Source organism: Leclercia adecarboxylata (assembly GCF_035787115.1).
Taxonomy (GTDB): domain Bacteria; phylum Pseudomonadota; class Gammaproteobacteria; order Enterobacterales; family Enterobacteriaceae; genus Enterobacter; species Enterobacter adecarboxylatus_E.
Window position 1 is genome coordinate 14772 of sequence record NZ_JALKTL010000005.1, and the last position, 25910, is coordinate 40681.

Below are 25910 nucleotides of genomic sequence, written 5' to 3' on the forward strand. Positions count from 1 at the left end.
GAAAGGCAGAACGTGTCCAGATTCTCAGAACTGGACAGAATAATCTTTGTGTCAGGTAGCGCTGGATTTATACGGCAGGCATAAAAAAGCCGCTTACGCGGCTTCGGGATTAAAGGTGGTCTGCTGGTGTTCCGCTGTGGATTTCGGCAAATATCAGCTATTCAGTTTTTAGATCCGTACAGAATACCCCTTCAAAGCTCCCCAAACCTCAGCACCCCATCCCTCTCCGCCAGGCTTTGATACACGGTTTCCACCGCCCCCTTCACCTTCTCCGTCATCGGATAATAAAACCCCACAATATCCGGTTGAATCCCCAAAAATACCACCTCCCCCACATCTTCGCGCAGCTGATCCACCAGGTAGTTCAGCGGCATATTGTGGGTCGTCATCATAAACATCTCGGCGATATCGTCCGGGTCGATGCGGCGAATCTCGCCGGGGTTGAGCCCCATGTCGGTGGCATCCACAATCAGCAGGCGCGCCGGGCGCTGCTCGCGGATCGCCACGATGTCGTTTTCCGGGGCGCTGCCGCCGTCGAACACCACCCAGTTGCCGCGCGGGGCTTCCCGGCACATCCCGGCCAGCAGCGGACCGGCGCCGTCGTCGCCCATCATGCTGTTGCCGACGCAGAGTAAAACATCAGTCACGTTGCCTCCTCACCATCAGGTAGATGGCGTTTTCCTGGTGAATGGCGTGGAGCATCACGAGCAGGGCTTCGCTCCACGCCTGCTGCTGCGCCGTCTGCCGCGCCATCGCGGCGTCGAAGGCGCTGGCCAGCATCACAATATGGTTACTGTCGATAACAATCTCCCCGTAGCGCGGCACGCCCTCCATCTTGCGCCGCGCCTCGCTCCCCTCCTCCAGGGTGGCGATCCACGCCAGATAGGCCTCCCACGGGCAGGTGAGCGCCGCCTCCAGGCAGTCGATCACCCCCAGGTGGTGGCCGATGGCCAGCCCGTAGTAGATCACCTGCTGGGCATCAGCAGGTGTGTTGTCATTTTCATCAATGAACTTGCGGCTGAGCTGGCTGAATACCACCGTCTCACTCATCACACACGCTCCTGCCCGACCACCTCAATGAGGTTGGCGACGATCTCGTTCAGGCGCGGATCGTTCTCGTTTGCCAGCCAGCGGGCCACGCTCTCGTCGCCCTCGATCAGATGACGCATAAAGTCATCGGCGATCTGGCGGCCATAGCGGTAGCCCGCCAGGCGGCGCGCAGCGCGGTCGATGCGCACTCTAAGAGGCTGCACCATCTCAGGATGCAGCAGTTCAGCAGGCTGGTTGTCCAGCGCGCCCGGCTCGCGGGCGTGAATTTTTTGCTCCAGCAGCCCCAGGGCCATGGCAAAGCCGTACAGGGTGGCGGCAGGTGACGGCGGGCAGCCAGGGATATAAACATCCACCGGGACGATTTTGTCGGTGCCGCCCCAGACGCAGTAGAGGTCGTGGAAGATGCCGCCGGAGTTGCCGCAGGCGCCGTAGGAGATGCAGATCTTCGGATCGGGGGCCGACTCCCACGCCCGCAGCGCCGGGGAACGCATGGCGCGGGTCACCGCCCCGGTAAACAGCAGAATATCGGCGTGGCGCGGGGATGGCACCACCTTGATGCCAAAGCGCTCGGTGTCGAAGATGGGCGACAGGGTGGCGAAGATCTCAATCTCGCAGCCGTTGCAGCCGCCGCAGTCCACGCGATAGACGTAGGCGGAGCGCTTAATTTTTTTCAGCAGCGAGGCCTTCATGCTGGCGATGGACTCGTCCACCGTCACCGGCACCGGCATCCCCTGCTCGTTACGTGGCCCTAACAGTTCGCTCATCGTGTCGCTTCCTCCATTTCCCGGGTCAGCTGGATTTTGTCCGCCGGGGTCAGCCCCTGCAGGCGCTTGCAGTCCGGGCAGGTTTCAAAACTCTCGCGATGCGATTCGGCGCGCTTGTCGCCGTTGTGGCGCAGCAGGGCGATCGCGTAATCAATCTCTTTTTGTACCGCATAGGGGCGTTTGCACACCCGGCAGTGGCAGATATCAAAGCGCGACTGCTGCAGGAAATCCGCTTTGCTCCATACCGCCAGCTCGTACTCCTGAGAGAGCTTGATGGCGGTGGTCGGGCAGACCTCTTCGCAACGTCCGCAGAAGATGCAGCGCCCGAGGTTGAACTGCCAGGTCAGCTGGCCGAACTGCAGATCCGTCTCCACCGTCAGGGCGTTGGACGGGCAGGCGTTCACGCAGGCCGCGCAGCCGATACACTGCTGTGGATCGTGCTCCGGCTTGCCGCGCATATTTTTATCCACCGCAATCGGCTGCAGGGGATACGACTCGGTGACCGTGCCGGTTTTGATCGCTTTTTTGATAAAGGTAAACATGGCAAGTCCTTATTTCAGCGGCGAATTTTTGCGTTCAATGCTGTAGCGTTCCAGCTCCTTGTACGGCACCACCTGGCTTTTCTTCTTGCGCACGTCCACCACCGTCATGCGGTCGGTGCAGGAGTAGCACGGGTCGAGGCTGCCGATAATCAGCGGTGCGTCGGAGACGGTGTTGCCGCGCAGCATGTAGCGCAGGGTCGGCCAGTTGGCGTAGGTGGCCGCCCGGCAGCGCCAGCGCCAGAGCTTCTGGTTGTCGCCGGTCATGCTCCAGTGGATATCATCCCCGCGCGGCGCTTCGCTAAAGCCCAGCGCAAAGCGGTTCGGGATATAGGTGAAGCCCTCCACCATCAGTGGGCCGCCCGGCAGGTTGTCGAGGCCAAAGTCGATCATGTTCAGGGCGGTAAAGACCTCGTTGATACGCACCTTCAGGCGGGAAATCACGTCGCAGCCCTGCTCGCTGTGCACTTCCATCGGCAGCAGGCCATAGCCGACAAACGGGTGATCGGCGCGGGTGTCGCGGGCGTGGCCGCTGGCGCGCACCATTGGCCCGACGTTGCTGAAGTCGCGGGCGATCTGCGGGTCGAGACGCCCCACGCCGACGGTGCGCTGTTCGATGTTCGGCGTGCTCATCAGGATATCCACCAGATCCTGCACCTCGCGGCGCATCTGCTGCGCCAGCAGGCGGGTGGCGATCATGTCCTCTTTCAGCAGATCGCGACGGATGCCGCCGATCAGGTTCAGGCCGTAGGTTTTACGCGCTCCGGTGAGGATCTCCGCCATCTTCATGGAGGTCTCGCGCACGCGGAAGAACTGCATAAAGCCGGAGTCAAAGCCCACGAAGTGGCAGGCCAGGCCGAGGTTGAGCAGGTGCGAGTGCAGACGCTCCACCTCCAGCAGGATGGCGCGGATCATCTGGGCGCGCTCCGGCACCACAATCCCCATCGCGTTCTCCACCGAGGTGGTGTAGGCGGTGCTGTGGGCGAAGCCGCAGATGCCGCAGACGCGGTCGGAGAGGAAGGTCACTTCGTTGTAGCCCATCCGCGTTTCGGCCAGCTTCTCCATGCCGCGATGGACGTAAAACAGGCGATAGTCGGCGTCGATGATGTTCTCGCCGTCCACGAACAGGCGGAAGTGGCCCGGCTCATCAGAGGTCACGTGCAGCGGGCCAATGGGCACCACGTTGTTTTTCTTGTCGCCGAGCTCGTTGATGAACTCATAGGTCTCTTTGTCGGTGGTCGGGGCCGGACGCTGGCGGTAATCCATGCTGTCTTTACGCAGCGGATAGAGTTCATCCGGCCAGTCATCCGGCAGCACCAGGCGACGCTCGTCCGGCAGCCCGACCGGGATCAGGCCGTACATGTCGCGCACTTCGCGCTCGCCCCACACGGCGGCAGGCACGCGCGGGGTGACGGACGGGAACTCCGGCTTATCGGCGTCCACTTCCACGCGCACGGTGAGCCAGCAGCGGGTGCCCTGCTCCATCGACAGCACGTAATACACGGCATAGCTGCCGCAGAGCTGACGTTCGTCATTGCCGAACAGCACCGACAGCCAGCCGCCCTGTTTGTAATAGAGGAACTCCACCACTTCCGGCAGGTAGTTAATTTTCACCGTGACGGTGATCTGGTCTTTGGTCTGCCAGGCTTCATCCAGCACCACGCCAGGAAAGGCCTGATGCAGTGCGGCGAGATAGTGTTGACCAACTTTTTCTTCAGACATGGGTATTCTCTACAGTCACGCCGCCAGCAAGGAGACGAAAGCTAAAAATGCCAGACCAAAACCGGCCCAGGTAATACGTGAGGTGGCGTTGAAGCGCAGGCGCGCCATGCTGTTCTCAAACAGGGCAATCACCAGCACGCCCACCACCAGCTTGACCACAGCGATGACCACCGCCAGCAGCAGGTCGCCTGCGGAGAAGTGGGTCATCTGCCCCCAGGGGATAAACACTCCGACGAACATCTGCAGCACCACCAGCTGTTTCAGGCTGATGCCCCACTTAAGCAGCGCGAAGCCCGCGCCGCTGTACTCCGACAGCGGCCCTTCCTGCAGCTCCTGCTCCGCTTCGGCGAGGTCAAACGGCAGCTTGCCCATCTCGATAAAGGTGGCAAACGCGCAGGCGCACATCGCCAGCAAAAGGGTCACGGTGTGCGCCGCGGGCCAGTGGTAGATCATCGCGGTTACGGCGCTGATGTGGGTGGTGCCTGCCACCTGGGCGGCAACCCACAGGCCGAGCAGCAGGATCGGCTCCACCAGCACCCCGAGCATCGCTTCACGGCTGGCGCCGATCCCGGTGAACGGGCTGCCGGTATCCAGCCCGGCGATGGCAAAGAAGAAGCGCGCGATGGCAAAGAGGTAAATAAGGGTAATGAGATCCCCCAGCGCCGGTAGCGGCGAGGCCAGAGTAATCACCGGCAGCGCGCTGGCGATGGCGAACATCACGCCCACCATCACAAACGGCATCAGGCGGAACACCCAGCCCGCGGCGGCGGGCGCCACGCTCTGGCGGCCCAGCAGCTTGATCAGATCGCGATACTCCTGGAACACGTCCGGCCCGCGGCGGGTATGCAGACGGGCACGCGCCACGCGGGTGATGCCAGCCAGCAGCGGCGCGGCGGCAAACAGCACCAGCGCCTGAATCAGTGCGTATATCAAAGTCATGTTCAGGCTCCTCGGGAGACGACAACCACCACCAGCACCGCCAGCTCAAGCAGCGCGATGCGGTGGAACAGCACGGCGGTGCAGTCGCACTGCCAGCCGGGGATAAAGCGAACCGGGTTCAGCCATTTGCGCAGCTTCAGCACCGGCGCGAAGGACTCCTTAACCGGCATGGCAAAACCGTGGGCGGTGATAACCATCGACTGCTCGTGATCGTAGCCGCACACCCAGGCGAAGCCGCGGGAGCGGTTCGGCAGGCGATCGCCTTTGAACAGCACCAGCACGATAAACGGCAGCAGCAGCCCCGCCAGCAGCAAGAGGGTAATCATCGGCTGGGAGACGGTGTTCACCGCCCCGCCGTTGACCGGGAACAGGCGGCTAATCATCGGCAGCAACCAGGGCGCGGCCAGCCCGCCCGCCACGCAGCAGAGCGCCGCCAGCACGGTGCTGGCAGTCATCAGCCAGGGGGCGCAACAGGCGTTTTCTGCCTCAGGGGTGCGCGGTGCGCCCAGAAAGGTGACGCCGTAGACTTTCGCCATACACATCACCGCCAGCGCGCCAGTGATCGCCAGGCCCGTTGCCAGCAGTGGCCCCAGCAGGCGGGCGACGAAGGCCTCGTGACCGCCGAGGTTGAAGAAGGACTGGTAGATCACCCACTCCCCGGCAAAGCCGTTCAGCGGCGGCAGCGCAGCCATCGCCATCAGCCCCACCAGCATGGAGAGGGAAATCAGCGGCATTTTTTTGCCGATGCCGCCCAGCTTCTCGATATCGCGATGGCCGGTGCGATACCACACCGCCCCCGCGCCGAGGAACAGCGTGGTTTTAAACAGGCCGTGGTTCACCAGGTGGTAGAGCCCGCCGGTAAAGCCCAGCGCCACCAGCAGCGGGCTGCGCAGCGCAATGCCGGTCACCCCCGCGCCCAGGCCGAGCAGGATGATGCCGATGTTTTCCAGAGTGTGGTACGCCAGCAGGCGCTGGATGTTGTGCTCCATCAGGGCATACAGGCCGCCGACAAAGGCGGTGATCATCCCCATCACCAGCAGCAGCACGCCGAGCCACAGCGGAGGCAGCACCCCGCTGAGGGTAACGGTCAGCATGCCGTACAGGCCCACCTTCATCACCACCGTGGAGAACAGCGCCGCGGCCGGGGCGCTGGCGTTAGCGTGCGCCTGCGGCGCCCAGCCGTGCAGCGGGATAACCCCCGCCAGCAGGCCAAAGCCCGCCAGCCCCGGCAGCCAGATGCTGGCCCCCGGCGCCTGGGCTGAGGCCATCGCCCCCATCGCCGCAAAGTCGAGGGTGCCGTAGTAGCGCCACGCCTGCCAGCAGGCGAAGGCCAGCAGCAGCGTCCCCAGACGCCCCAGCACAAACCACAGCTTGCCGGACCGGGCGCAGCCGGTGAGGAACGCGGCGCACAGGGCCATGATTTCGGCCATCACCACCAGCCAGCCGAGGTTATCGGCCATAATCGCGGCGACGGCGGCGGCCATCAGCAGATTGGTCAGCAGGCCGTTGCTTTTAGCCTGCGGGTGACGGTGCCAGGCGACGGTAAACAGGCTGATGAGCAGCGCCGGCAGGCCGATGGCGATAAGCCATACCGCGCGGATGCCGCTCATCTGAATGCCGACGTGCAGCCAGGCAATCTCCCCCTGCTGCACCGCGATGTGCGGCACGGCCAGCAGGGTCATCGCCCCTGCCGTTACCGCCATAGCGCTGGCAATCGCCCCGCCGAAGCCGGTGATGGCCCCGCTGAGCCTGCGGCTGGCGCTGAAGATCAACGCCAGCACGGCGCTGGCGGCATACCAGCCCAGCGCCTGGTTAATTAACGAAAAGGCATTCATCAGCGCTCTCCTTGTTGCGACTGGAATAACGACAGATCGCCCAGATCCGTGAAGACGGTGAGCTCGCGTTTGCGCTTGCTGGCGCGGGCGATGTCCTGGTTATTGACCAGACGCAGGGATTTGGTCGGACAGGTGCGCACGCACGCCGGGCCGTCCGGGTCGAAGTGGCACAGGTCGCACTTCACCGCGATGGCGCGCACGCCCGGCACCCAGTCGAGGAACGGGCTGACGCGGGCCGACGCCGGTGGGGCCATCGGCGCTTTGCTGGTGTTGCTGTTGGCGGGGATCGCCAGCGGGCGGCTGCCGGCAAACTCAATGGCGCCAAACGGACAGGCAATGCCGCACAGCTTGCAGCTGACGCACAGGCTTTCATTAAGCTGGATGGCGCCGTCAACGCGGGTAATGGCGTTAACCGGGCAGACCTGAGCGCAGGGGGCGTCTTCGCAGTGATGACACAGCTGCGGCGCGGAGTCTTTACTGTTACGCATCACTTTCAGTCGCGGCTGGCTTTGCAGGCCATGCAGGCGATGGTTTTCTGAACAGGCGGCCTCACAGGTGTGGCAGCCGATACAGAGCGAGGGATCAGCAATTACAAAACGATTCACCTGGTTTCCTCTGGTGATAGTCATTTTTGACGAAAAACGGGCGGAAGTGTCATTTTCGACACCTGTCGACACCGGTTTCACACTGCAGCGTGATGCTGCGCCAGTACGGCGAGGGTCAGGGATTCGCCGCGTTGTGTGGCCTGATATAGCGCGGCGTATACCCCGCTGATGTTATTCAGGAAATGGGTCAGCACCGCCTCACGCTGGTCGATATTGATCTCGCCATCCAGCATGCCGTCGTCACCCAGGCGGGCGCGGCCAATCAGCACGCTCTCGGGGTTATCGCGCTCCTCAACGGTGTAATTGAAGATATGCCCGTTGAACGCCTGCTCCGGCGTGACGCGGATAAGGAAGTGGTCGAACAGCCAGAAGCCAAGCCCGCTGTCGGTATTGCAACCCACGTTAAGGTGCAGGCTGGCTTTAGAGAGGGTGATAGCCTGAATTAACGAATTGCCGTAGTGGTTCCAGTGGGTGCGCAACACCCGCTGTTGTCCGGCAATGATATTGGCTTTCTCACTTAATTCGGAAAGTGTCATGTGACGTACCTGATACGTAATGTGTAAAGAGTTGGCTACCCTTAGCACATTTCGTGCCATTTTTTATTTCATTGATTTTTAAATAAAATAAATTTTAAAGCCGACATGATCACAAAAAATGACATGTCATTTCGTCATCTTTGACCGCGCGCCCTGCCCGCTTTCGCCACTCGTTGCCAAAACATGGCATCAATATTGCTTAATCCGGCCAGACTTCACCGGGAACAGCACAATGCACGAAATCACCCTCTGCCAGCAGGCGCTGGAATTGATCGAAAAACAGGCTCATCAGCATCAGGCGAAACGCGTGACGGGGGTCTGGCTACGCGTCGGCGCTTTCTCCTGCGTGGAGAGCAGCGCCCTGCAGTTTTGTTTTGAGCTGGTGTGCCGGGAGACGGTCGCCGAAGGCTGCGCGCTGCATCTCGAAGAGCAGCAGGCGGAGTGCTGGTGTCAGGACTGCAAAGCCTATGTCGAGCTGGTGACCCACCGCGTGCGGCGCTGCCCGCAGTGCAGCGGAGCAAACCTGAATATCGTCGCCGACGACGGGCTGCATATCACGCGTCTGGAAATTGAACAGGAGTAAACCATGTGTACCACCTGCGGTTGCGATCAGGGCAACCTCTATATTGAAGGCGACGAGCATAATCCTCACTCCGCTTTTCGCAGCGCCCCCTTTGCGCCGGCCACTCGCCCGGCGCTGCGCATCACCCGCGTGGACGCCCGGGATTTTGCCCCGGCAGAGCCGCTGGCGGGGCAACTGGATTACGGCCACGGCGAAGCGGGCACCCATGCCCCCGGCCTCAGCCAGCGCAAAATGGTCGAAATCGAGATGGACGTGCTCGGCAAAAACAACGACCTTGCCCGGCGCAACCGCGCGTTGTTCAGCTCCCGTAAGCAGCTGGCCCTCAATCTGGTCTCCAGCCCCGGCTCGGGTAAAACCACTCTGCTGACCGAGACCTTAAAACGCCTGCAGCAGCGCGTGCCCTGCGCGGTGATTGAAGGCGATCAGCAGACGGTGAACGACGCCGAGCGGATCCGCGCCACCGGCACCCCCGCTATTCAGGTGAACACCGGCAAGGGCTGTCACCTTGACGCCCGGATGATCGCGGATGCCATGCAGCGCCTGCCGCTGGATGAGGGCGGCATTATGTTTATTGAGAACGTCGGCAATCTGGTCTGCCCGGCCAGTTTTGACCTCGGCGAACGCCACAAGGTGGCTGTGCTCTCCGTTACCGAGGGGGAGGACAAGCCCCTGAAGTACCCGCATATGTTCGCCGCCGCCTCCCTGATGCTGCTGAACAAAGTCGATCTGCTGCCTTATCTCAGCTTTGACGTGGAAAAATGCCTCGCCGCCGCCCGGGAAGTGAACCCGGAGATTGAAATTTTGCTGGTCTCCGCCACCCGCGGCGACGGGATGGACGCCTGGCTTGCCTGGCTGGAGGCGCAGCGATGTGCATAGGCATTCCTGGAAAAATCAGCGCCATTCATGACGGCATGCTGGCCAGCGTCGAGGTCTGCGGCGTGCTGCGCGATGTGGATCTGACTCTCGTTGGCGACTGCGACGAAAATGGCCACAGCCGTCTGGGTCAGTGGGTGCTGGTGCACGTTGGCTTTGCCATGAGCGTAATTAACGAAGAGGAGGCGCTGGATACCCTCGCCGCCCTGCAAAACATGTTTGAGGTCGAGCCGGACGTGGGCCCGCTGCTGTTCGGCGAGGAGTATCGCTGATGCGCTTTGTTGATGAGTACCGCGACCCGCAAAAGGTGATGCAGCTGATCGCGGCCCTGAAGGCCCGGGCCGGGCTGCTGGACTACACCGCCGCGCGTCCGCTGCGCATTATGGAGGTGTGCGGCGGCCATACCCACGCCATCTTTAAGTTCGGGCTGGATCAGCTGTTACCCGACAACATCGAGTTTATTCACGGCCCCGGCTGTCCGGTCTGCGTCCTGCCGATGGGGCGGATCGACACCTGCATCGAAATCGCCAGCCACCCGGAGGTGATCTTCTGCACCTTCGGCGATGCGATGCGGGTGCCGGGGCAAAACGGCTCGCTGCTGGACGCCCGGATGCGCGGGGCGGACGTGCGGATCATCTACTCCCCCGCCGACGCGCTGAAGCTGGCCCGGCAGAACCCGGATCGCAAAGTGGTGTTCTTCGGGCTGGGGTTTGAAACCACCATGCCCGCCACCGCCCTGACCCTGCGCCAGGCAAAAGCGGCAAACGTGCAGAACTTCTTCTTTTTCTGCCAGCACATTACGCTGATCCCGGTGCTGAAAAGCCTGCTGGCGCAGCCGGAAAACGGCATCGACGCCTTCCTGGCGCCGGGGCACGTCAGCATGGTGATTGGCACCCACGCCTACGATTTTATCGCCGCCGATCATCAGCGCCCGCTGGCGGTGGCTGGTTTTGAACCGGTCGATCTCCTGCAGGGGGTATTGATGGTGGTGGAGCAGAAGATTGCCGGCGTGAGCCAGGTGGAAAACCAGTATCGCCGCATCGTCCCGGAAGCGGGCAACGCCGTGGCCCAGGCGGCCATCGCCGAGGTATTTGGCGTCGAAGGCGACAGCGAATGGCGCGGGCTGGGGGTGATCTCCCACTCTGGCGTGCATCTCACCGACGCCTATAGCCAGTTTGACGCCGAGCGTCACTTCAGCCCCAGCGCGCAGGCGGTGTGTGACGATCCCGAAGCGCGCTGCGGCGAGGTGCTGACCGGGCGCTGCAAACCGGCGCAGTGCCCGCTGTTTGGCGGGAAATGTACGCCGCAAAGCGCCTTTGGCGCGCTGATGGTGTCATCGGAAGGGGCGTGTAGCGCCTGGTATCAGTACCGTTCTCAGGAGTGTGAAAGTTGAAACAGATAACCCTCGCCCACGGGAGCGGCGGACAGGCGATGCAGCAGCTGATCGGCGCGCTTTTCATGCGCGCCTTTGCCAACCCGCTGCTTGACGAACAGGAGGATCAGGCCCGTATCCCGCTGCATGAACTTACCGCGCACGGCGACCGGCTGGCCTTTTCCACCGACAGCTACGTGATCGACCCGCTGTTCTTCCCCGGGGGCGATATCGGCAAGCTGGCGGTCTGCGGCACCGCCAACGACGTTGCCGTGAGCGGCGCCATTCCGCGCTGGCTCTCCTGCGGCTTTATCCTCGAAGAGGGGCTGGAGATGGCGATTCTTGAGCGCATCGTGACCAGCATGGCCACCACCGCGGCGGCGGCAGGCATCACCATCGTCACCGGCGATACCAAAGTGGTGCCGCGCGGCGCGGCGGACAAAGTGTTTATTAATACCGCAGGTATCGGTTCTGTTCCCGAGGGTTTAAACTGGGGAATGCGCCAGATCCAGGCCGGGGACGTGCTGCTGGTGAGCGGTACCCTCGGCGATCACGGCGCCACTATCCTCAATCTGCGCGAAGGGTTAGGTCTGGAAGGGGATCTGCACAGCGACTGCGCGGTGCTGACGCCGCTTATCCAGGCGCTGCGCGCAGAGCCCGGCATCAGAGCCCTGCGTGACGCCACCCGCGGCGGCGTGAATGCCGTGGCCCACGAGTTTGCCGCCAGCAGCGGCTGCGGCATTGAAATTGCGGAAGGCAGCCTGCCGGTGAAGCCCGCCGTGCGCGGCGCGTGCGAACTGCTGGGTCTCGACCCGCTCAACTTCGCCAACGAAGGCAAGCTGGTTATCGTGGTGGAACGCAGCGCCGCCGAACGGGTGCTGGCCCTGCTGCGGGATCATCCTTTAGGCATGAATGCCGCTATCATTGGTGAGGTGGTTGAGCACAAAGGGGTACGACTTACCGGACTATACGGCGTAAAACGGTCGCAGAATTTACCCCACAGCGAACCCTTACCGCGAATTTGCTGATTCGGGCGACGCATTAGCCGCTCATTTTTCTGGATACTCTGGATATAACGCATGTCGTATACACCCACGAACGATCCCGTCGATCACGGATTGTTCGACATTACCCGCACCCTGCTGCAACAGACCGATCTTTGCGCCCTGGCGCAGGCGCTGACCCGGCATGTCCGGCAGATAAACCTGGCCGATAGCGTCCATATTTTGCTCTGGCAGTCGGAGTCGCGACGGGTTTATCTCTACAGCACCGACGACCAGGGCTGTGATATCCGCTATGAAGATGAGCCCCTGCTGGCGAACGGCCCCTTCCGCCGCATGCTTTCGCGCCCGGACGTGCTGCACTGCACGGCAGCGACATTTAACGAGACCTGGCCGCAGCTTGCCGCTCTCGAACGCTACCCGTCGTTTGCCCACTACTGCCTGACCCCGATTGCCGCCGACGGCCGCATCTTTGGCGGCTGCGAGTTCCTGCGCAGCCGGGATGAGCCCTGGACCGACCGTGATTTTTCCTGCCTGCAGACCCTGACCCAGGCGGCCGGTCTTGCCGTCGAGCAGATCCAGGCTCGCCTGCACAACAGCGATAACTATGACCTGCTCTGGCGGGAGCGTAACGATTTTCGTCTGCTGGTGGCTATCACCAACGCCGTGCTGTCGAAACTCGATCTCGATGAACTGGTAATGGAGGTGTCGCGTGAAATTCAGCGCAACTTCGGCATTGACTCCATCAGCATGGTGCTGCGCAGCGACCGCAAAGGGAAGCTCCTCGTCTACTCCACCCACTATCTGGATAAAGAGGCCCCCCTGCACGACCAGAGCGAAGTGGACGAAAAGGGAACGCTGTCGGAAAAAGTGATGCGCAACAAGCAGATGCTGATGCTTAATCTGCATCACCGGGATCAGCACGCCCCCTACGAAAGAATGCTGTTTGATATGTGGGGCGATCAGGACCAGACCCTGTGCCTGTTCCCGCTGATGTTCCGCGACCGGGTGCTCGGCACCCTGAAGCTGGCGCAGTGCCAGGCCCAGGTGTTCACTCCCACCAATTTGAAGCTGCTGAACCAGATTGCCGAACGTATCGCCATTGCCGTGGATAACGCCCTCTCCTACCGGGAGATCAGCCATCTCAAGGAGCGGTTAATCGACGAAAACCTCGCCCTCACCGAGCAGATCAACAACGTTGCCACCGATTTTGGCGAAATCATTGGCCGCAGCAGCGCCATGATGACGGTGATGAAGCAGGTGGAGATGGTCGCGCAGAGCAACAGCACCGTGCTGATCCTCGGCGAGACCGGCACCGGCAAAGAGCTGATCGCCCGCGCCATCCACAACCTGAGCGGACGCAGCGAACGCCGGATGGTGAAGATGAACTGCGCCGCGATGCCTGCCGGTCTGCTGGAGAGCGATCTGTTTGGCCACGAGCGCGGGGCCTTTACCGGGGCCAGCGCCCAGCGTATTGGCCGCTTTGAGCTGGCGGACAAAAGCACCCTGTTCCTCGACGAAGTGGGCGATATGCCCATTGAGCTACAGCCCAAGCTGCTGCGCGTGCTTCAGGAGCAGGAGTTTGAGCGGCTCGGCAGCAACCGCATTATCCGCACCGACGTGCGCCTGATTGCCGCCACCAACCGCGACCTGACGAAAATGGTGGCCGACCGCGAGTTCCGCAGCGATCTCTACTACCGCCTGAACGTCTTCCCTATCTACCTGCCGCCGCTGCGCGAGCGCCCGGAAGATATTCCCCTGCTGGTGAAATCCTTCACCTTCAAGATTGCCCACCGGCTGGGACGCAACATCGACAGCATTCCGGCGGACACCCTGCGCCAGCTCAGCAGGATGGAGTGGCCGGGCAACGTGCGTGAACTGGAAAACGTGATTGAGCGGGCGGTGCTGCTGACGCGCGGCAACGTCCTTCAGCTCTCGATGCCGGAAATCGACTTTCACCGCGCCAGCGGTGCCGCGCCGGAAACGGTAGTGAGCGACATCCGCGAAGGGGAAGAGGAGTACCAGCACATCCTGCGGGTGCTGAAAGAGACCAACGGGGTGATCGCCGGGCCAAGAGGCGCGGCGCAGCGTTTAGGGCTGAAACGCACGACCCTGCTGTCGCGCATGAAACGCCTGGGGATCGACAAAAACGTCCTTTCCTGAGAAAACGGGCCGCAAACAGGCTACGATAGATCTCCTTTTGTCCAGCGCGAGAAGAACATGCAGACCATCCACTCCACCTTTCTTCTCGCCGGAGAGACCGTGCACCGCGTCACCTTTGATCCCGCAACCTTCAGCGACGCCGATCTGCTCTGGCTCCCGCACCATCACCAGCTCGCTGACGCCGGGCGCAAGCGCAAAGCCGATCATCTGGCCGGGCGCATCGCCGCCTTTCATGCCCTGAACCGGCAGGCCATTCCCGCCATCGGCAGCAGCGGCGAACCGCTGTGGCCCGCGGGGGTGCGCGGCAGCCTCTCCCACAGCGGCACGCTGGCGGTGGCGATTTGCCGCGACAGGGGGCTTATTGGGATCGATTGTGAAGCGATTATCGCCGAAAACGAAGCCCGTGAGATTCAGGGCGGGGTGATTGATTCGCAGGAAGCCCGGGTGCTGGCCGACTGCGGCTTACCCTTCGCGCTGGCCTTTACCGTGATCTTTAGCGCCAAAGAGAGCCTGTTCAAAGCGCTCTTTCCCCATGTGCAGGCCTGGATGGGGTTTGAGTGTGCGCGGGTCACGGCGTTGACGGGCAGCACCCTGGCCTTAACCCTCACCCGCCCGCTGCCTCCCTTCGCACAAAATCAGGGATTTATCGCGCACTGGCTGCGTATGGACGCCAGCGTCGTGACGCTGATTTGTGATGATTAATTGCTCAGGATCGTGATCCTTTTCTCCTTTTAAACAAATTAGCTGCCTGAACCGTAGACAGTTTTATCAGGCAGACTTATCGTTACATTGAATAATAAATCATTATTGAATAAATATTCAATGTGGAGAAAAAGAATGAACAAGACCTTTGTCAAATCCGCTTTACTGGTTTCAATGATCGCCGCTTCCGGTTCTCTGTTTGCCGCCGATAACGGACTCATTGCGATTATTACCCCCTCACACGACAACCCGTTCTTCAAGGCTGAAGCCGACGGCGCGGCGGCGAAGGCGAAGGAGCTGGGTTACACCACCCTTGTCGCCTCCCACGACGATGACGTGAACAAACAAAACCAGCTGATTGAGACCGCCATCGCCCGTAAGGCGAAAGCGATCATTCTGGACAACGCCGGAGCAGATGCCACCGTCGGTCCGCTGGAGAAGGCCAAAGCGGCAGGCGTCCCTGCCTTCCTGATCGATCGTGAAATCAACAAAACCGGCGTGGCGGTGGCGCAGATTGTCTCGAACAACTATCAGGGCGCGCAGCTGGGGGCGGAGAAGTTCGTCAAGCTGCTGGACGGCAAAGGTAAATACGTTGAGCTGCTGGGCCGTCCGTCGGACACCAACGCCCACGTGCGCTCTCAGGGCTATCACGACGTTATCGACGACTACCCGGACATGAAGATGGTGGCCCAGCAGACCGCCAACTGGAGCCAGACCGAAGCCTTCACCCGTATGGAAGCCATCCTGCAGACCAACCCGGATATCGTCGGGGTGATCTCCGGTAACGACACCATGGCGCTGGGCGCCGAAGCCGCGCTGAAGGCTGCCGGAAAGAACAACGTGATTGTGGTCGGCTTTGACGGCAGCGACTACACCCGCGACTCGATCCTGAAAAACGGCAACATCAAAGCCACGGTGCTGCAGCCGGGCTGGCAGCAGGCGCAGATGGCCGTTGAGCAGGCCGACTACTACCTGAAAAACGGCAAAGCGCAAAAAGACGAGAAGCAGCTAATGGATTGCGTGCTGATCGATGAGTCCAACGCCAGCAAGCTGAACCTGTTTAACCTCAGCAAATAAGCGGAGGCAGTATGCGTTTAACACAATGGGGCGCCGCGCTGACAGGCGCAGCCGCCCTGTTGCTGACGGCCTGCACCGTGGTGGATCTGGATGAGTTCGGCAAGCCGATTATGCCTGCCGATCCCAACGCCAAAGCGAGCTTTGACAACCAGACCCCACAGCAGATCGCGCAACAAACCTGGCAGCCGCGGGTCCTCGACAGCGCCAAAAAACATGCGCTGGACGCCAGCACTCTCTCCACCCAGCTGAACGCCCCCGCCGCCAAACCGCAGAGCGTCTTTGTGCGCCTCACCGGCAAGGTGGAGCGCGTGGATGCCAGCAACGAACGTGAGCAGAAGCTGGTGATGACGGTGAACGGCCAGCCGCTGGCGATCCAGAGCGGGCCGGTAATGCGCGGCAACGCCATCCGGGACGCCGCCGGGTTCCGCTTCGATGAATTTACCAACCAGGTCCAGTATGCCCAGCTTTCCCGCGCCCTGAACCGCGAGGCGGTGAAACATCTGCCAAAAATCGACGACAGCTGGAGCGGCAAAAATGCCACCGTGCTGTTCGCCGCCACCCTGAACGCAGGCAAAGCGAGTGAGGCGACGGCGCTGGAACTGAAACAGGAGACGCCGTGATGAGCGATACCCCGGCAGACGATATTATCCTCAGCACCCACGGCATTTCGATGCTATTTCCCGGCACCGTGGCGCTGGATAAGGTCGATTACCGCGTCTGGCGCGGCAAAGTGAACGTGATTATCGGCGAGAACGGGGCCGGGAAATCGACGCTGATGAAGATCCTCGCTGGCGTGCAGCAGCCCAGCCTGGGCGAGATGTGGCTCAACGGAAAACAGGTGGCGTTTTCCAGCACCCGTGACGCCGCTGCCCACGGCATTGGCATGGTGCACCAGGAGCTGAACCTGTTTGAAAACCTCAACGTGGCGGAGAACGTTTTTCTCGGCCGCGAGCTGCAAAAAGGGGTAACGCCCATCGACGAAGCGGAGCAGGAGGCGCGCACCGCGGCGCTGCTGAAACGTCTCGATCAGCCCATCTCCCCGCGCGAGCTGGTGGGCAACCTGAAGGTCGGGCAGCAGCAGCTGATTGAGATCGCCAAAGCGCTGGCCGAGGATGCGGACATTCTGATCCTCGACGAGCCCACCTCGGCGCTCAGTAAAACCGAGGTTGAGATCCTGTTTCGGGTGATCCGCGAGCTGACCCGCCAGGGGGTCTCCATCATCTATATCTCCCACCGGCTGGAAGAGCTGATGGCGATAGGCGACGTGATCACCATCCTGCGCGACGGCAAATTCCAGGCCGAGGCGAAGGTGCAGGATATCGACGTGCCCTGGATCGTGCGCGAGATGCTCGGCAGCGATCCGGTGAGCAACTTCCTTGAGCCGGGCCGCACCTTCGGCGCGCCGGTGCTGGAGGCGGAGCACATCACCTGCGTGAACGCCGCCGGAAATACCGTGGTCAACGACGTCAGCTTCCAGGTGAAAGCCGGGGAGATCGTCGGCATTTACGGCCTGATGGGGGCCGGACGTACCGAGCTGTTCGAGTGCATGCTCGGCACCGAGCGCAACTATCTCGGCAAGCTGTGGCTCGACAGTAAGCCGGTGCCCCAGCGCTTAACCACCGCCGAGCGCATCCGCATGGGAATGAGCCTGGTGCCGGAAGACCGCAAACGCACCGGGATATTCCCCGGCTCGTCGGTGGCCAGCAACCTGACCATCGCCAGCCTGTGGCGCCGCCTGCAGCGCGGCTTTGCCATCGCGCAAAAGGCCGAGCAGCAGGTGGTGGCCAGCACCATCGGCAACCTGTCGATTAAGGTCTCCACGCCGGAGGTCGAAATCCAGGCGCTCAGCGGCGGCAATCAGCAGAAGGTGGTGATTGGCCGCTCGCTGCTGACCAACCCGAAGGTGCTGTTCCTCGATGAGCCGACGCGCGGCATCGACGTGGGGGCTAAAGCGGACGTGTTCCGCATGATGGTACAGCTCTCTGAGGAGGGCATTGCGGTGGTCTTTTCCACCTCGGATTTGAAAGAGATTATGGCGGTATCTGACCGCATTCTGGTGATGTCCGGCGGCAAACTGACCGCCGATATTGTTCGCGATGGGGCCGAAGAGTCGGCACTGGTAACCGCAAGTGCTCAGGGGTTCTAAGATGAAAACAACACAGTCTGTCGCGCTGGCGCCGCATAAAGGGGCCGCGCCTTCCCGGGAAAAACTCCTCCTGCTGCTGCTGAAAATGCGCACCTTTATTGCGCTGTTTTTGATTGTCGGCTTCTTCACCATGACCGTGCCGGGCTTTCTCTCTACCGGTAGCCTGGTGATCATGATTAAGCACATCGCCATTAACGCCTTCCTGGCGCTGGGGATCACCTTCGTGATCATCACCGCCGGTATCGACCTGTCCATTGGCGCCACGCTCGGGCTGTGCGGGATGATCGCCGGGTGGATGATCACCAAAGGCATCGTGCTGCCGATGTTTGGCATCGCCATCTTCCCGAGCGTGTGGGTGATTGTGCCGGTGGTGCTGCTGATTGGCGCGCTGATAGGGGCGATGAACGGCTGGATCATCACCCGCTACAACGTGGCGCCCTTTATCTGCACGCTGGGCACCATGTACGTGCTGCGCGGCGCGTCGATGCTCACCTCAGACGGCCAGACCTTCCCGGGGCTCTCCGGCAACCCGCAGCTGGGGAATACCGGTTTCGATGAGATTGGTGCCGGAACGCTACTCGGCATTCCGTGGGCCATCTGGATGATGATCGTGCTGGCGCTGGTAATTGCCTATATCGCCCGCCGCCTGCCCTTTGGCCGCCACGTCTACGCCATCGGCGATAACGAGCGCGCGGCGGAGCTCTCCGGGGTGCGGGTTAAGCAAGTGAAGGTACTGGTCTATACCCTGTCGGGGTTCTGCGCCGCCATCGCCGGGATTGTGGTCTCCGCGCAGCTGCTGGCCAGCCATCCGGCCAACGGCACCGCCTTTGAGATGAACGCTATCGCCGCGGTGGTGCTGGGCGGCACCTCGCTGGCCGGGGGTCGCGGCACCATCCTCGGCACGCTGATTGGCGCTTTCGTGATCGGTTTCCTCGCCGACGGCCTGGTGATGATGGGGGTGAGCGAGTTCTGGCAGATGGTGATTAAGGGGATTGTGATTATCGTGGCGGTCATCATCGACCAGATGCAAAACCGGATGCAGCAGAAAGCGGCGGTGGTGGCGCAAAAGGCGGTGATGGAGGGGAAATAGCGGAGGTAAAAGCAAAACGGCAACGCACGTTGCCGTTTTTAGTGTTTGCTTTCTTTCCCTGTGGAATACGATTCTGTTTCGACCGATATCAGGGACTGCCAGACCAGTTATCCGCAATCTATCGATGCTATAACGCCCGCTATCAGCTGCTTATTCACCCCGCCTCCCGCTGATATCCTCAGTCGCATTCATCTCGGTGATAAATGGCCTGTGGTTTATTGAAGTATCACCAGTAGAATTGACCTGTGTTTTGACTCCATCCAATCCAGCTGAGGCGTTTTTTTTCGATACACCGGGCGGGCACGTCAATGTCATCAAAACACCGTAGATCAGAGTCTTCATCAGTCCCTTGATCTATGCGATAGCCATCCCCGAAGTCCAAAATAAATACCTGAAAACCACCATCTTTGTCTTTCTTCGGTATACCATATTTCGCCTGTATCATATTCTTGTTGGCTTCCCACCAGGCAATCTGACGACTTTTCAGGTACGGAAAATGCCTGACCAGAATCGTATCCCCCTCATGCACGGCCACAATTTCAACCGGCGTCAGGTACTGCCAAAGCAGAGAACCACCGGCAGCCATTATAATAAGACCAGCTATAAGCTGTTTATTCATCCTGCCTCCCGCTGATTTCCACAGTCGCATTTATCTCAGTGATAAATGGCCTATAGCCATATTTCACATACCGCTGCAGAACAAACCAGAGCCGGAAAATTCTCCCCTGATGGAAAACAGAATTCAGAATATCAGCATTATCAAGTCCGAAGTGATCCTGTACTCGGTAGTGTACCTTTGCCCGATAGGTGTCGCCTGCCACCTCTAGTGATTCAAGCGTGATATGCGTGGCCCAGGTATCATGAACGGTGATGACCAGCCCGTTAGAGTTATCCTTTGCACGAGTAAATTTTGGTAAAATCGTATCCTGTATAGCTTTTTTAAGCGTTATACCTTCCGTTAATGGGATAACCCCATATTCATAGTTAATAACCGTTTTTAGGGCCTTTTTGAGACTCAACAACGAGCTATCACTCGAATAATCATTCAGGATCTGCTCCTTTAGCGCCTCATCCAGCAATGGGCTGCTATATGGCCTGCCGCTGTTGCCCTGCATATGGCTGATCATCTCCATGATGAGGTTTTTATATGGCCCATGGAACGAGAACACTCTGGCCAATGCCCTGAACTCATCAAACATCAGCCGGGCGCTTTCATCCAGGCTGACCACGACCGGCTTGCCCTCCGTCAGGCTGCCCGGATAAAATCCGCCATACGGACCGACAGGAACTGACGGGACAAGGGTCAGCGTATACGGGTTTACTTTCGCCGAGACGTCCGTCAGGCCAAAGCGCCCTTTTAGCTCCTCTTCGCTTAGATCGCCGTAATGCATGTCCTTCGCGTCATAATCATCCATAAGTCGCTGCGTGGTATAGATTCGTGCCGGAAGCGGCAATGGTTCGGGTGGTGCTTTTGCCGGTACAGCCATTGCTGGCCGAGCTTTCGCCGTCTGCGCGTACTGCACCGACTCTACCCCGGATGCAACCGGCATCCTCAGCGGGTCTGACACCTCCACCACACCCGGCGCAATAAGCCAGTTTGTCCCTGGCGGGCACCCGCAGCGGATCGCCGAGCCATCCACCGCAACCGCCAACCCATTTGTCTGTCGATGATCGCCGCTGACAATATCCCCGACCTCGCCGCATTCTGGGCAGGGAGACGTTTTATCTCCGATGTAGAGTTGAAGTTTACCCATCACCGACATGCCAGAGCGGGAGGCATAGCAGACAGAGCCCGTGGACGTTTTATCCCCATCAAGCCCGACGTTTTTGCCGTGAACGGTACAGCCCCTGTCGACCCACATCAGCTTCAGCCCCTTTCCGCAAGAAAGAATTCGCCCATCGGCACACCGTGACGCATGGATGCGCGCTGTATTTCATAGAAAGATGAAATATTCATTCCGGTCAGGATCTCCGGAGTCTTTCCATTGGAGAATTGAGTGAACATAAAATTCCTTTTATTTGGTCATATAATCTTTGATATCAAAGAGTTTTCTATTTAAACAAAGCTACTGCGTATTTTTGCAAATGGCATCACAGTTAATCAAGTTAATAAAGAGTCACTCTCATTGATTATTAAAAAAATAATTTCGGCGGCAGTAATCCATTCGCATGTTAAATAAATTAAGCGGAGGGTAAAATATTTACTGATGCATTCCGGCTGAAAGCGCCCGGTATTTTTAGCATATTATGTATCGCGACAACGTCCCGTTTCTACACGCCTGGCTTATCTCGTCATAAGGCGGGTTGGCGGTCTATCAACCAGAAAATAAAGGTTACGGTGTTCGGCATTACACCACACCGCTCCCGTAGGCCCGGCAAGCAAAGCGCCGTCGGGCAATATTCAAAGATTTACGCCCCTTTCAACAAACTCCGTGCCGTCGGGTAATCGGTGATTAATACATCAATATATTTTCCTTCCAGCGCCCCGCGAATGGCGTTGCGTTTTTCCGCCCCGCCGGCCAGGGCGATCACCTGCGGGCAGGCACGAATTTGCGCCAGCTCCATGCCAATCACCGGATCTTCTTCCGCGCTCAGCACCGGCTCGCCGTTGGCATCGTAGTAGTGCAGGCAGATATCCCCCACCGCCCCGCGCTCGGCCAGCAGTTTGAGCATGTCTTCGTTGTAGTAGTTACCGGAGTTTTTCAGCAGCTGGGACGGCTCCAGCTCGCCGATGCCGACAATGGCTACGTCCACTTCGGCAAATTTGCCCACCACCGCCGCCACGTCCGGGCTGCTCACCAGCCGGGCGCGCTCTTCCACCGAGTGTTCAATGCTCTGGGACGGCAGTAACCCCGCCGGGCAGCCGAGGTGCGCCGCCAGCTGCTGGGTAAGGATGGTCGCCTGAACGTTGCCGTTGGGGCCTACGCCGCCCAGCAGCTGAATGACCCCCGCGGCGCGGATATTCTGCGGGTGCATCTCATCCACCATGCAGCGGATGGTGCTGCTCCAGGAGGAGATCCCTACCAGGTCTTCCGGACGCAGACGGGTTTCAACGTAGTGCGCCGCCGCGCTGCCGATGGCGTGCTTAACCTGGGCGCTGGTCGGGTCTTCGCCCACGTCCACCACGATGGCCTGACGGATGCCGTACTGCTCCTCCAGCGCCTTTTCCAGCGAGACGAAAATATTGGTGGGCTGAACGACGGTGATTTTGACCAGCCCCTCTTTCTGGCAGCGCGTCAGCGCCCGCGACACAAAGGATTGTGAGAGGTGCAGCAGGGAGGCAATCTCGGACTGCTTTTTATTCTCGCTGTAGTAGAGTGTGGCGATCTTCACCAGCAATCGCTGTTCATCCTGTTTCGACATAACGTTCCCCTTAATCGGCTGTCGTTATTTTTATTCATCACTGAATATTTAACAAGCAAGGGCCTGCCCGATCCGCCGGGCAAATGTGATCCTTTTCTCCTTTCTCCGAAATTTGCCCGGACAAACCGTAGACAAACCCGCTGACTGGGCATATCTTAAGTTACATGAATAATAAATCAGCATTGAATATATATTCAAGAAGGTCATAAACCCGCTGTTTTCGAGAATGAAATTTATACCGTTCATTCTGCTCAGGGGGTTCATTTATCCGGCTGGAATAATTATTCACAACAGATTATAAATTCAGGAGGTATGTTATGAATCCGTTTTCGCTCTCCATCGCGGAGCTCGAAACCCGGGCACGCTCGATTCGCCGTCGGATCATCGTGCTGAATGCCGAAAGCCCGGCGGGCGGCCATACCGGGGCCGATCTCTCGCAGGTCGAACTGCTCACCGCCCTCTACTTTCGCATTCTGAACTGCTCCCCGCAGCTTCAGGAGAGCGATGAGCGCGATATCTACATCCAGTCGAAGGGCCACGCGGTGGGCGGTTACTACTGCGTGCTGGCCGAAGCCGGTTTTATCCCCGTCGAGTGGTTATCTACCTATCAGCACGCCGACTCTCACCTGCCCGGCCATCCGGTGAAACATAAAACGCCGGGCATTGAGCTCAATACCGGCGCGCTGGGCCACGGCCTGCCGGTGGCGGTGGGGATCGCCCTGGCGGCGAAACGCAACAACAGCAAGCGCCGGGTGTTTGTGGTGACCGGCGACGGGGAGCTGGCGGAAGGCAGCAACTGGGAAGCCGCGCTGGTGGCCGCCCACTATCAGCTGGATAACCTCTTTATTATCAACGATAAAAACAATTTGCAGCTGGCGGGCTCTACTAAAGAGATCCTCAATACCGATCCGCTGGACGAGAAATGGAAAGCGTTCGGCCTGGAGGTGACCGCCTGCAACGGCAACGACATGGCGGACGTGGTGGAGACGCTCGAAGGGCTGAAGCCCAACGGCAAACCCCATGTGGTGATCGCCCACACCACCAAGGGGGCGGGAATATCCTTTATTCAGGGACGGCCTGAATGGCACCACCGGGTGCCGAAAGGGGAAGAAATTGAACTGGCGCTGGAGGAACTGAAAGATGAGTAATAGCGAACACCTCGCCACGGTGATGGTGAATGCCTTTATTGACGCCGTTGAACGCGGCGTGGACCTGGTCCCGGTAGTGGCTGACTCCACCTCTACGGCGAAAATCGCCCCCTTTATGCAGCGTTTCCCGGGCCGGCTGGTGAACGTCGGTATCGCCGAGCAGACGCTGGTGGGCACGGCGGCGGGACTGGCGATTGGCGGCAAAATTGCCGTTACCTGCAACGCGGCGCCGTTCCTGATTTCCCGCGCTAACGAGCAGATCAAGGTCGACATCTGCTACAACAACACTAACGTGAAGCTGTTCGGCCTGAACGCCGGAGCCAGCTACGGCCCGCTCGCCAGTACCCACCACAGCATCGACGATATCGCCATCATGCGCGGCTTCGGCAATATCGAAATTTATGCCCCGTCGAGCCCGAACGAGTGCCGCCAGATCATCGACTACGCCCTCGATCACGTCGGCCCGGTTTATATCCGTCTCGATGGCAAAAACCTGCCGGAACTGCATGACGAGACCTACCGTTTTACGCCGGGCAAAATTGACGTGCTGCGCGTAGGCCCTGACGTGGCTCTGGTGGCACTGGGCTCAACGGTACATGAAATTGTGGAAGCCGCCGCACAACTCGCGGAAGAAGGTATTGACGCCACTGTTATCAGCGTTCCATCTATTCGTCCTTGTGATACCCAACAGCTGTTGGCCGCCATTGCCCCCTGCAGGGCGGTGGTGAGCGTCGAGGAGCATAACGTCAACGGCGGTGTCGGGAGCCTGGTCGCTGAAGTGCTTGCCGAAGCGGGCTGCGCCGTACCGCTGAAACGCCTGGGGATCCCGGACGGAGAGTACGCGATTGCCGCCGACAGAGCGTCAACGCGGGCACGCCATGAGATCGATGTCGCCGGGGTGGTGAAACACGCCCGGGAGATGCTGACGCGACAGGTTTGCTGAAAATAACAACAACATCTTACTGGAGAGAAAAGCAATGTCCCGAATTCCTCAACAACTGACGATGGGCGTGATCATCGGCAACCGGGGTTTCTTCCCGAGCTACCTGGTGGCGGAAGCGCGCGAGCAGGCGATCGCCCTGTTTGGCCGTCTGGGTATCAACACTATTATGCTCGATCCCAGCCAGACCGAACTCGGCGGGGTGGAGACGCGTCAGGATGCCAAAGCCTGTGCCGAACTGTTCCGCGCTCACCGCGACAGCATCCACGGCGTGGTGGTGCTGCTGCCTAACTTTGGCGATGAAAAAGCCATCGCCGAAACCCTGCGTCTCTCCGGCCTGAACGTGCCGGTGCTGGTGCAGGCCGAGGAGGACAACCTCGATAAAATGGGGCTGGCGACGCGGCGCGACAGCTTCTGCGGCAAAATCTCCCTGTGCAACAACCTGCGCCAGTACGGTATTCCTTTTACCCTTACCACCCAGCACGTTTGCGCCCTTTCCGGTGAGGTCTTTGCACAGGATCTGCAGCGCTTCGAACAGGTGTGCCGTGTGGTGAGCAGCATGCGCGGCGTGCGCGTGGGAGCGATTGGCGCCCGTCCGGCAGGCTTTAATACCGTGCGCTACAGCGAGAAGCTGCTGGAGCGCCTCGGCATCGCCGTGGAGACCCTCGACCTGTCCGAAGTCTTTACCCGGATCAAAACCCTGCGCGATGACGACATCCGCGTGGATGAAAAACGGCGGATCCTGATCGACAACGCCGACGCCAGCCGCATTCCGCCAGAGAAGCTGGTGACCATGGCGAAGCTGTTTGTGGTGATAAGCGAGTGGGTGGTCGCCAACGACATCGACACCACCGCCATCCAGTGCTGGACCTCGCTGCAGGAGAACCTGGGCATTAACGTCTGTTCGATCATGAGCGTGATGTCCGGCCAGCTGATGCCGAGCGCCTGTGAAGTGGACGTGATGGGGGCGCTCTCCATGTACGCTCTGGCGAGCAGCAATATGAACCCGGCGTCGATTGCCGACTGGAACAACAACTTCGGCGACGATCGCGACAAATGCGTGCTGTTCCACTGCGGTAACTTCGCCGCATCCAGCCTTGAATCCCCGCACATGGGCACCGCCGATATCATCGGCACCACGGTCGGGAAAGAGAACACCTGCGGCGCGGTCCACGGTCGCCTGAAAAGCGGACCGCTGACCTACTTCCGCCTGAGCACCGACGATCTGACCGGGGAAATCAAAGCCTACGTCGGCCAGGGCCAGTCGGTGGACGATCCGCTGGATACGGTGGGCTGCCGGGCCGTGATCCAGGTGCCGCATCTGGAGAACCTGCTGAACTGGATCTGCCGCAACGGCTTTGAGCATCACGTGGCGATGAACCACTCCGCCAGCGCGGAGATCCTGCATGAGGCCTTTACCCGCTACCTCGGCGTCTCAACTTACCTTCATCGTTAAGGCTGG

27 protein-coding genes are annotated in these 25910 nt (G+C 60.1%); 14 read left to right on the forward strand and 13 right to left on the reverse strand.

The genetic code is table 11. The features are described from left to right. Nucleotides 1-191 precede the first annotated feature (191 nt). From hycI to MXM41_RS15925, 9 genes are all read right to left on the reverse strand, one after another. Nucleotides 192-647 carry a hydrogenase maturation peptidase HycI gene (gene hycI, locus MXM41_RS15885; protein ID WP_325933006.1) on the reverse strand — a complete coding sequence of 152 codons (456 nt, stop codon included), beginning with the start codon at nucleotides 645-647 and terminating at the stop codon, nucleotides 192-194. Further along, nucleotides 640-1050, reverse strand: coding sequence for a formate hydrogenlyase maturation HycH family protein (locus MXM41_RS15890; RefSeq protein ID WP_325933007.1), 411 nt, complete (start codon nucleotides 1048-1050; stop codon nucleotides 640-642). The genes hycI and MXM41_RS15890 overlap by 8 nt, the downstream gene beginning before the upstream one ends. Continuing rightward, nucleotides 1050-1814: an NADH-quinone oxidoreductase subunit B family protein gene (locus tag MXM41_RS15895; protein ID WP_325933008.1), complete on the reverse strand. Its 765-nt coding sequence runs from the start codon at nucleotides 1812-1814 to the stop codon at nucleotides 1050-1052. Before MXM41_RS15895 ends, MXM41_RS15890 begins: the two co-directional genes overlap by 1 nt. After that, the gene (locus MXM41_RS15900) at nucleotides 1811-2356 is read right to left on the reverse strand and encodes a formate hydrogenlyase complex iron-sulfur subunit (RefSeq protein ID WP_325933009.1); all 546 of its coding nucleotides are present in this window, start codon (nucleotides 2354-2356) and stop codon (nucleotides 1811-1813) included. Before MXM41_RS15900 ends, MXM41_RS15895 begins: the two co-directional genes overlap by 4 nt. 9 nt (nucleotides 2357-2365) lie before the next feature. Beyond that, entirely contained in the window at nucleotides 2366-4075 is a 1710-nt protein-coding gene (gene hycE / locus MXM41_RS15905; protein ID WP_325933010.1) for a formate hydrogenlyase subunit HycE, read from the reverse strand. Nucleotides 4076-4090: 15 nt separating this feature from the next. After that, entirely contained in the window at nucleotides 4091-5014 is a 924-nt protein-coding gene (locus tag MXM41_RS15910; protein ID WP_325933013.1) for a respiratory chain complex I subunit 1 family protein, read from the reverse strand. A 2-nt stretch (nucleotides 5015-5016) separates the two neighbouring features. Further along, a complete protein-coding gene (hycC, locus tag MXM41_RS15915) occupies nucleotides 5017-6849 on the reverse strand; it encodes a formate hydrogenlyase subunit 3 (RefSeq protein WP_325933014.1) in 1833 nt (610 codons plus the stop codon). Next, entirely contained in the window at nucleotides 6849-7454 is a 606-nt protein-coding gene (locus MXM41_RS15920; RefSeq protein WP_325933016.1) for a 4Fe-4S dicluster domain-containing protein, read from the reverse strand. The genes hycC and MXM41_RS15920 overlap by 1 nt, the downstream gene beginning before the upstream one ends. Before the next feature lie 77 nt (nucleotides 7455-7531). Continuing rightward, on the reverse strand, nucleotides 7532-7990 hold the full coding sequence (locus MXM41_RS15925; RefSeq protein WP_325933018.1) for a transcriptional regulator: 459 nt from the start codon (nucleotides 7988-7990) through the stop codon (nucleotides 7532-7534). A 232-nt stretch (nucleotides 7991-8222) separates the two neighbouring features. Between MXM41_RS15925 and hypA the strand changes: the two genes are divergently transcribed. The 11 genes from hypA (at nucleotide 8223) to MXM41_RS15980 (ending at nucleotide 18997) form a co-directional block, all read left to right on the forward strand. Beyond that, nucleotides 8223-8573, forward strand: a complete 351-nt coding sequence (gene hypA / locus MXM41_RS15930; protein ID WP_325933020.1) for a hydrogenase maturation nickel metallochaperone HypA — start codon at nucleotides 8223-8225, stop codon at nucleotides 8571-8573. Nucleotides 8574-8576: 3 nt separating this feature from the next. Further along, on the forward strand, nucleotides 8577-9449 hold the full coding sequence (gene hypB, locus MXM41_RS15935; protein ID WP_325933022.1) for a hydrogenase nickel incorporation protein HypB: 873 nt from the start codon (nucleotides 8577-8579) through the stop codon (nucleotides 9447-9449). Further along, entirely contained in the window at nucleotides 9440-9718 is a 279-nt protein-coding gene (locus MXM41_RS15940) for a HypC/HybG/HupF family hydrogenase formation chaperone (RefSeq protein WP_325933024.1), read from the forward strand. Before hypB ends, MXM41_RS15940 begins: the two co-directional genes overlap by 10 nt. After that, nucleotides 9718-10839, forward strand: a complete 1122-nt coding sequence (gene hypD, locus MXM41_RS15945; protein WP_325933025.1) for a hydrogenase formation protein HypD — start codon at nucleotides 9718-9720, stop codon at nucleotides 10837-10839. Before MXM41_RS15940 ends, hypD begins: the two co-directional genes overlap by 1 nt. Further along, a complete protein-coding gene (gene hypE / locus MXM41_RS15950) occupies nucleotides 10836-11846 on the forward strand; it encodes a hydrogenase expression/formation protein HypE (protein ID WP_325933026.1) in 1011 nt (336 codons plus the stop codon). The genes hypD and hypE overlap by 4 nt, the downstream gene beginning before the upstream one ends. Before the next feature lie 51 nt (nucleotides 11847-11897). Beyond that, nucleotides 11898-13982, forward strand: a complete 2085-nt coding sequence (flhA, locus tag MXM41_RS15955; protein WP_325933027.1) for a formate hydrogenlyase transcriptional activator FlhA — start codon at nucleotides 11898-11900, stop codon at nucleotides 13980-13982. 57 nt (nucleotides 13983-14039) lie between these two features. Continuing rightward, nucleotides 14040-14684, forward strand: coding sequence for an enterobactin synthase subunit EntD (gene entD, locus MXM41_RS15960; protein ID WP_325933028.1), 645 nt, complete (start codon nucleotides 14040-14042; stop codon nucleotides 14682-14684). 135 nt (nucleotides 14685-14819) lie between these two features. Next, nucleotides 14820-15761 carry a D-ribose ABC transporter substrate-binding protein gene (locus MXM41_RS15965; RefSeq protein ID WP_325933029.1) on the forward strand — a complete coding sequence of 314 codons (942 nt, stop codon included), beginning with the start codon at nucleotides 14820-14822 and terminating at the stop codon, nucleotides 15759-15761. Nucleotides 15762-15772: 11 nt separating this feature from the next. Further along, the gene (locus tag MXM41_RS15970) at nucleotides 15773-16381 is read left to right on the forward strand and encodes a DUF2291 family protein (protein ID WP_325933030.1); all 609 of its coding nucleotides are present in this window, start codon (nucleotides 15773-15775) and stop codon (nucleotides 16379-16381) included. Next, nucleotides 16381-17907: a sugar ABC transporter ATP-binding protein gene (locus MXM41_RS15975; RefSeq protein ID WP_325933031.1), complete on the forward strand. Its 1527-nt coding sequence runs from the start codon at nucleotides 16381-16383 to the stop codon at nucleotides 17905-17907. The genes MXM41_RS15970 and MXM41_RS15975 overlap by 1 nt, the downstream gene beginning before the upstream one ends. Before the next feature lies 1 nt (nucleotide 17908). After that, nucleotides 17909-18997 (forward strand): ABC transporter permease, encoded by a 1089-nt coding sequence (locus tag MXM41_RS15980; protein WP_325933032.1) that lies wholly within the window; start codon nucleotides 17909-17911, stop codon nucleotides 18995-18997. Nucleotides 18998-19223: 226 nt separating this feature from the next. Here the strand turns inward: MXM41_RS15980 and MXM41_RS15985 are convergent, their stop codons facing one another. From MXM41_RS15985 to MXM41_RS16000, 4 genes are all read right to left on the reverse strand, one after another. After that, on the reverse strand, nucleotides 19224-19616 hold the full coding sequence (locus MXM41_RS15985) for a DUF943 family protein (RefSeq protein ID WP_325933033.1): 393 nt from the start codon (nucleotides 19614-19616) through the stop codon (nucleotides 19224-19226). Beyond that, on the reverse strand, nucleotides 19609-20859 hold the full coding sequence (locus tag MXM41_RS15990) for a PAAR domain-containing protein (RefSeq protein ID WP_325933034.1): 1251 nt from the start codon (nucleotides 20857-20859) through the stop codon (nucleotides 19609-19611). The genes MXM41_RS15985 and MXM41_RS15990 overlap by 8 nt, the downstream gene beginning before the upstream one ends. 5 nt (nucleotides 20860-20864) lie before the next feature. Then, a complete protein-coding gene (locus MXM41_RS15995) occupies nucleotides 20865-21002 on the reverse strand; it encodes a hypothetical protein (RefSeq protein ID WP_325933035.1) in 138 nt (45 codons plus the stop codon). 404 nt (nucleotides 21003-21406) lie between these two features. Then, on the reverse strand, nucleotides 21407-22360 hold the full coding sequence (locus MXM41_RS16000; protein ID WP_325933036.1) for a sugar-binding transcriptional regulator: 954 nt from the start codon (nucleotides 22358-22360) through the stop codon (nucleotides 21407-21409). 317 nt (nucleotides 22361-22677) lie between these two features. Between MXM41_RS16000 and MXM41_RS16005 the strand changes: the two genes are divergently transcribed. From MXM41_RS16005 to MXM41_RS16015, 3 genes are read left to right on the forward strand one after another with little or no spacing between them, the layout of a single operon-like run. After that, entirely contained in the window at nucleotides 22678-23508 is an 831-nt protein-coding gene (locus MXM41_RS16005; RefSeq protein WP_325933037.1) for a transketolase, read from the forward strand. Beyond that, entirely contained in the window at nucleotides 23501-24451 is a 951-nt protein-coding gene (locus tag MXM41_RS16010; RefSeq protein WP_325933038.1) for a transketolase family protein, read from the forward strand. The genes MXM41_RS16005 and MXM41_RS16010 overlap by 8 nt, the downstream gene beginning before the upstream one ends. A gap of 34 nt (nucleotides 24452-24485) precedes the next feature. Beyond that, on the forward strand, nucleotides 24486-25904 hold the full coding sequence (locus MXM41_RS16015) for an L-fucose/L-arabinose isomerase family protein (protein ID WP_325933039.1): 1419 nt from the start codon (nucleotides 24486-24488) through the stop codon (nucleotides 25902-25904). The last annotated feature ends 6 nt before the right edge of the window (nucleotides 25905-25910 follow it).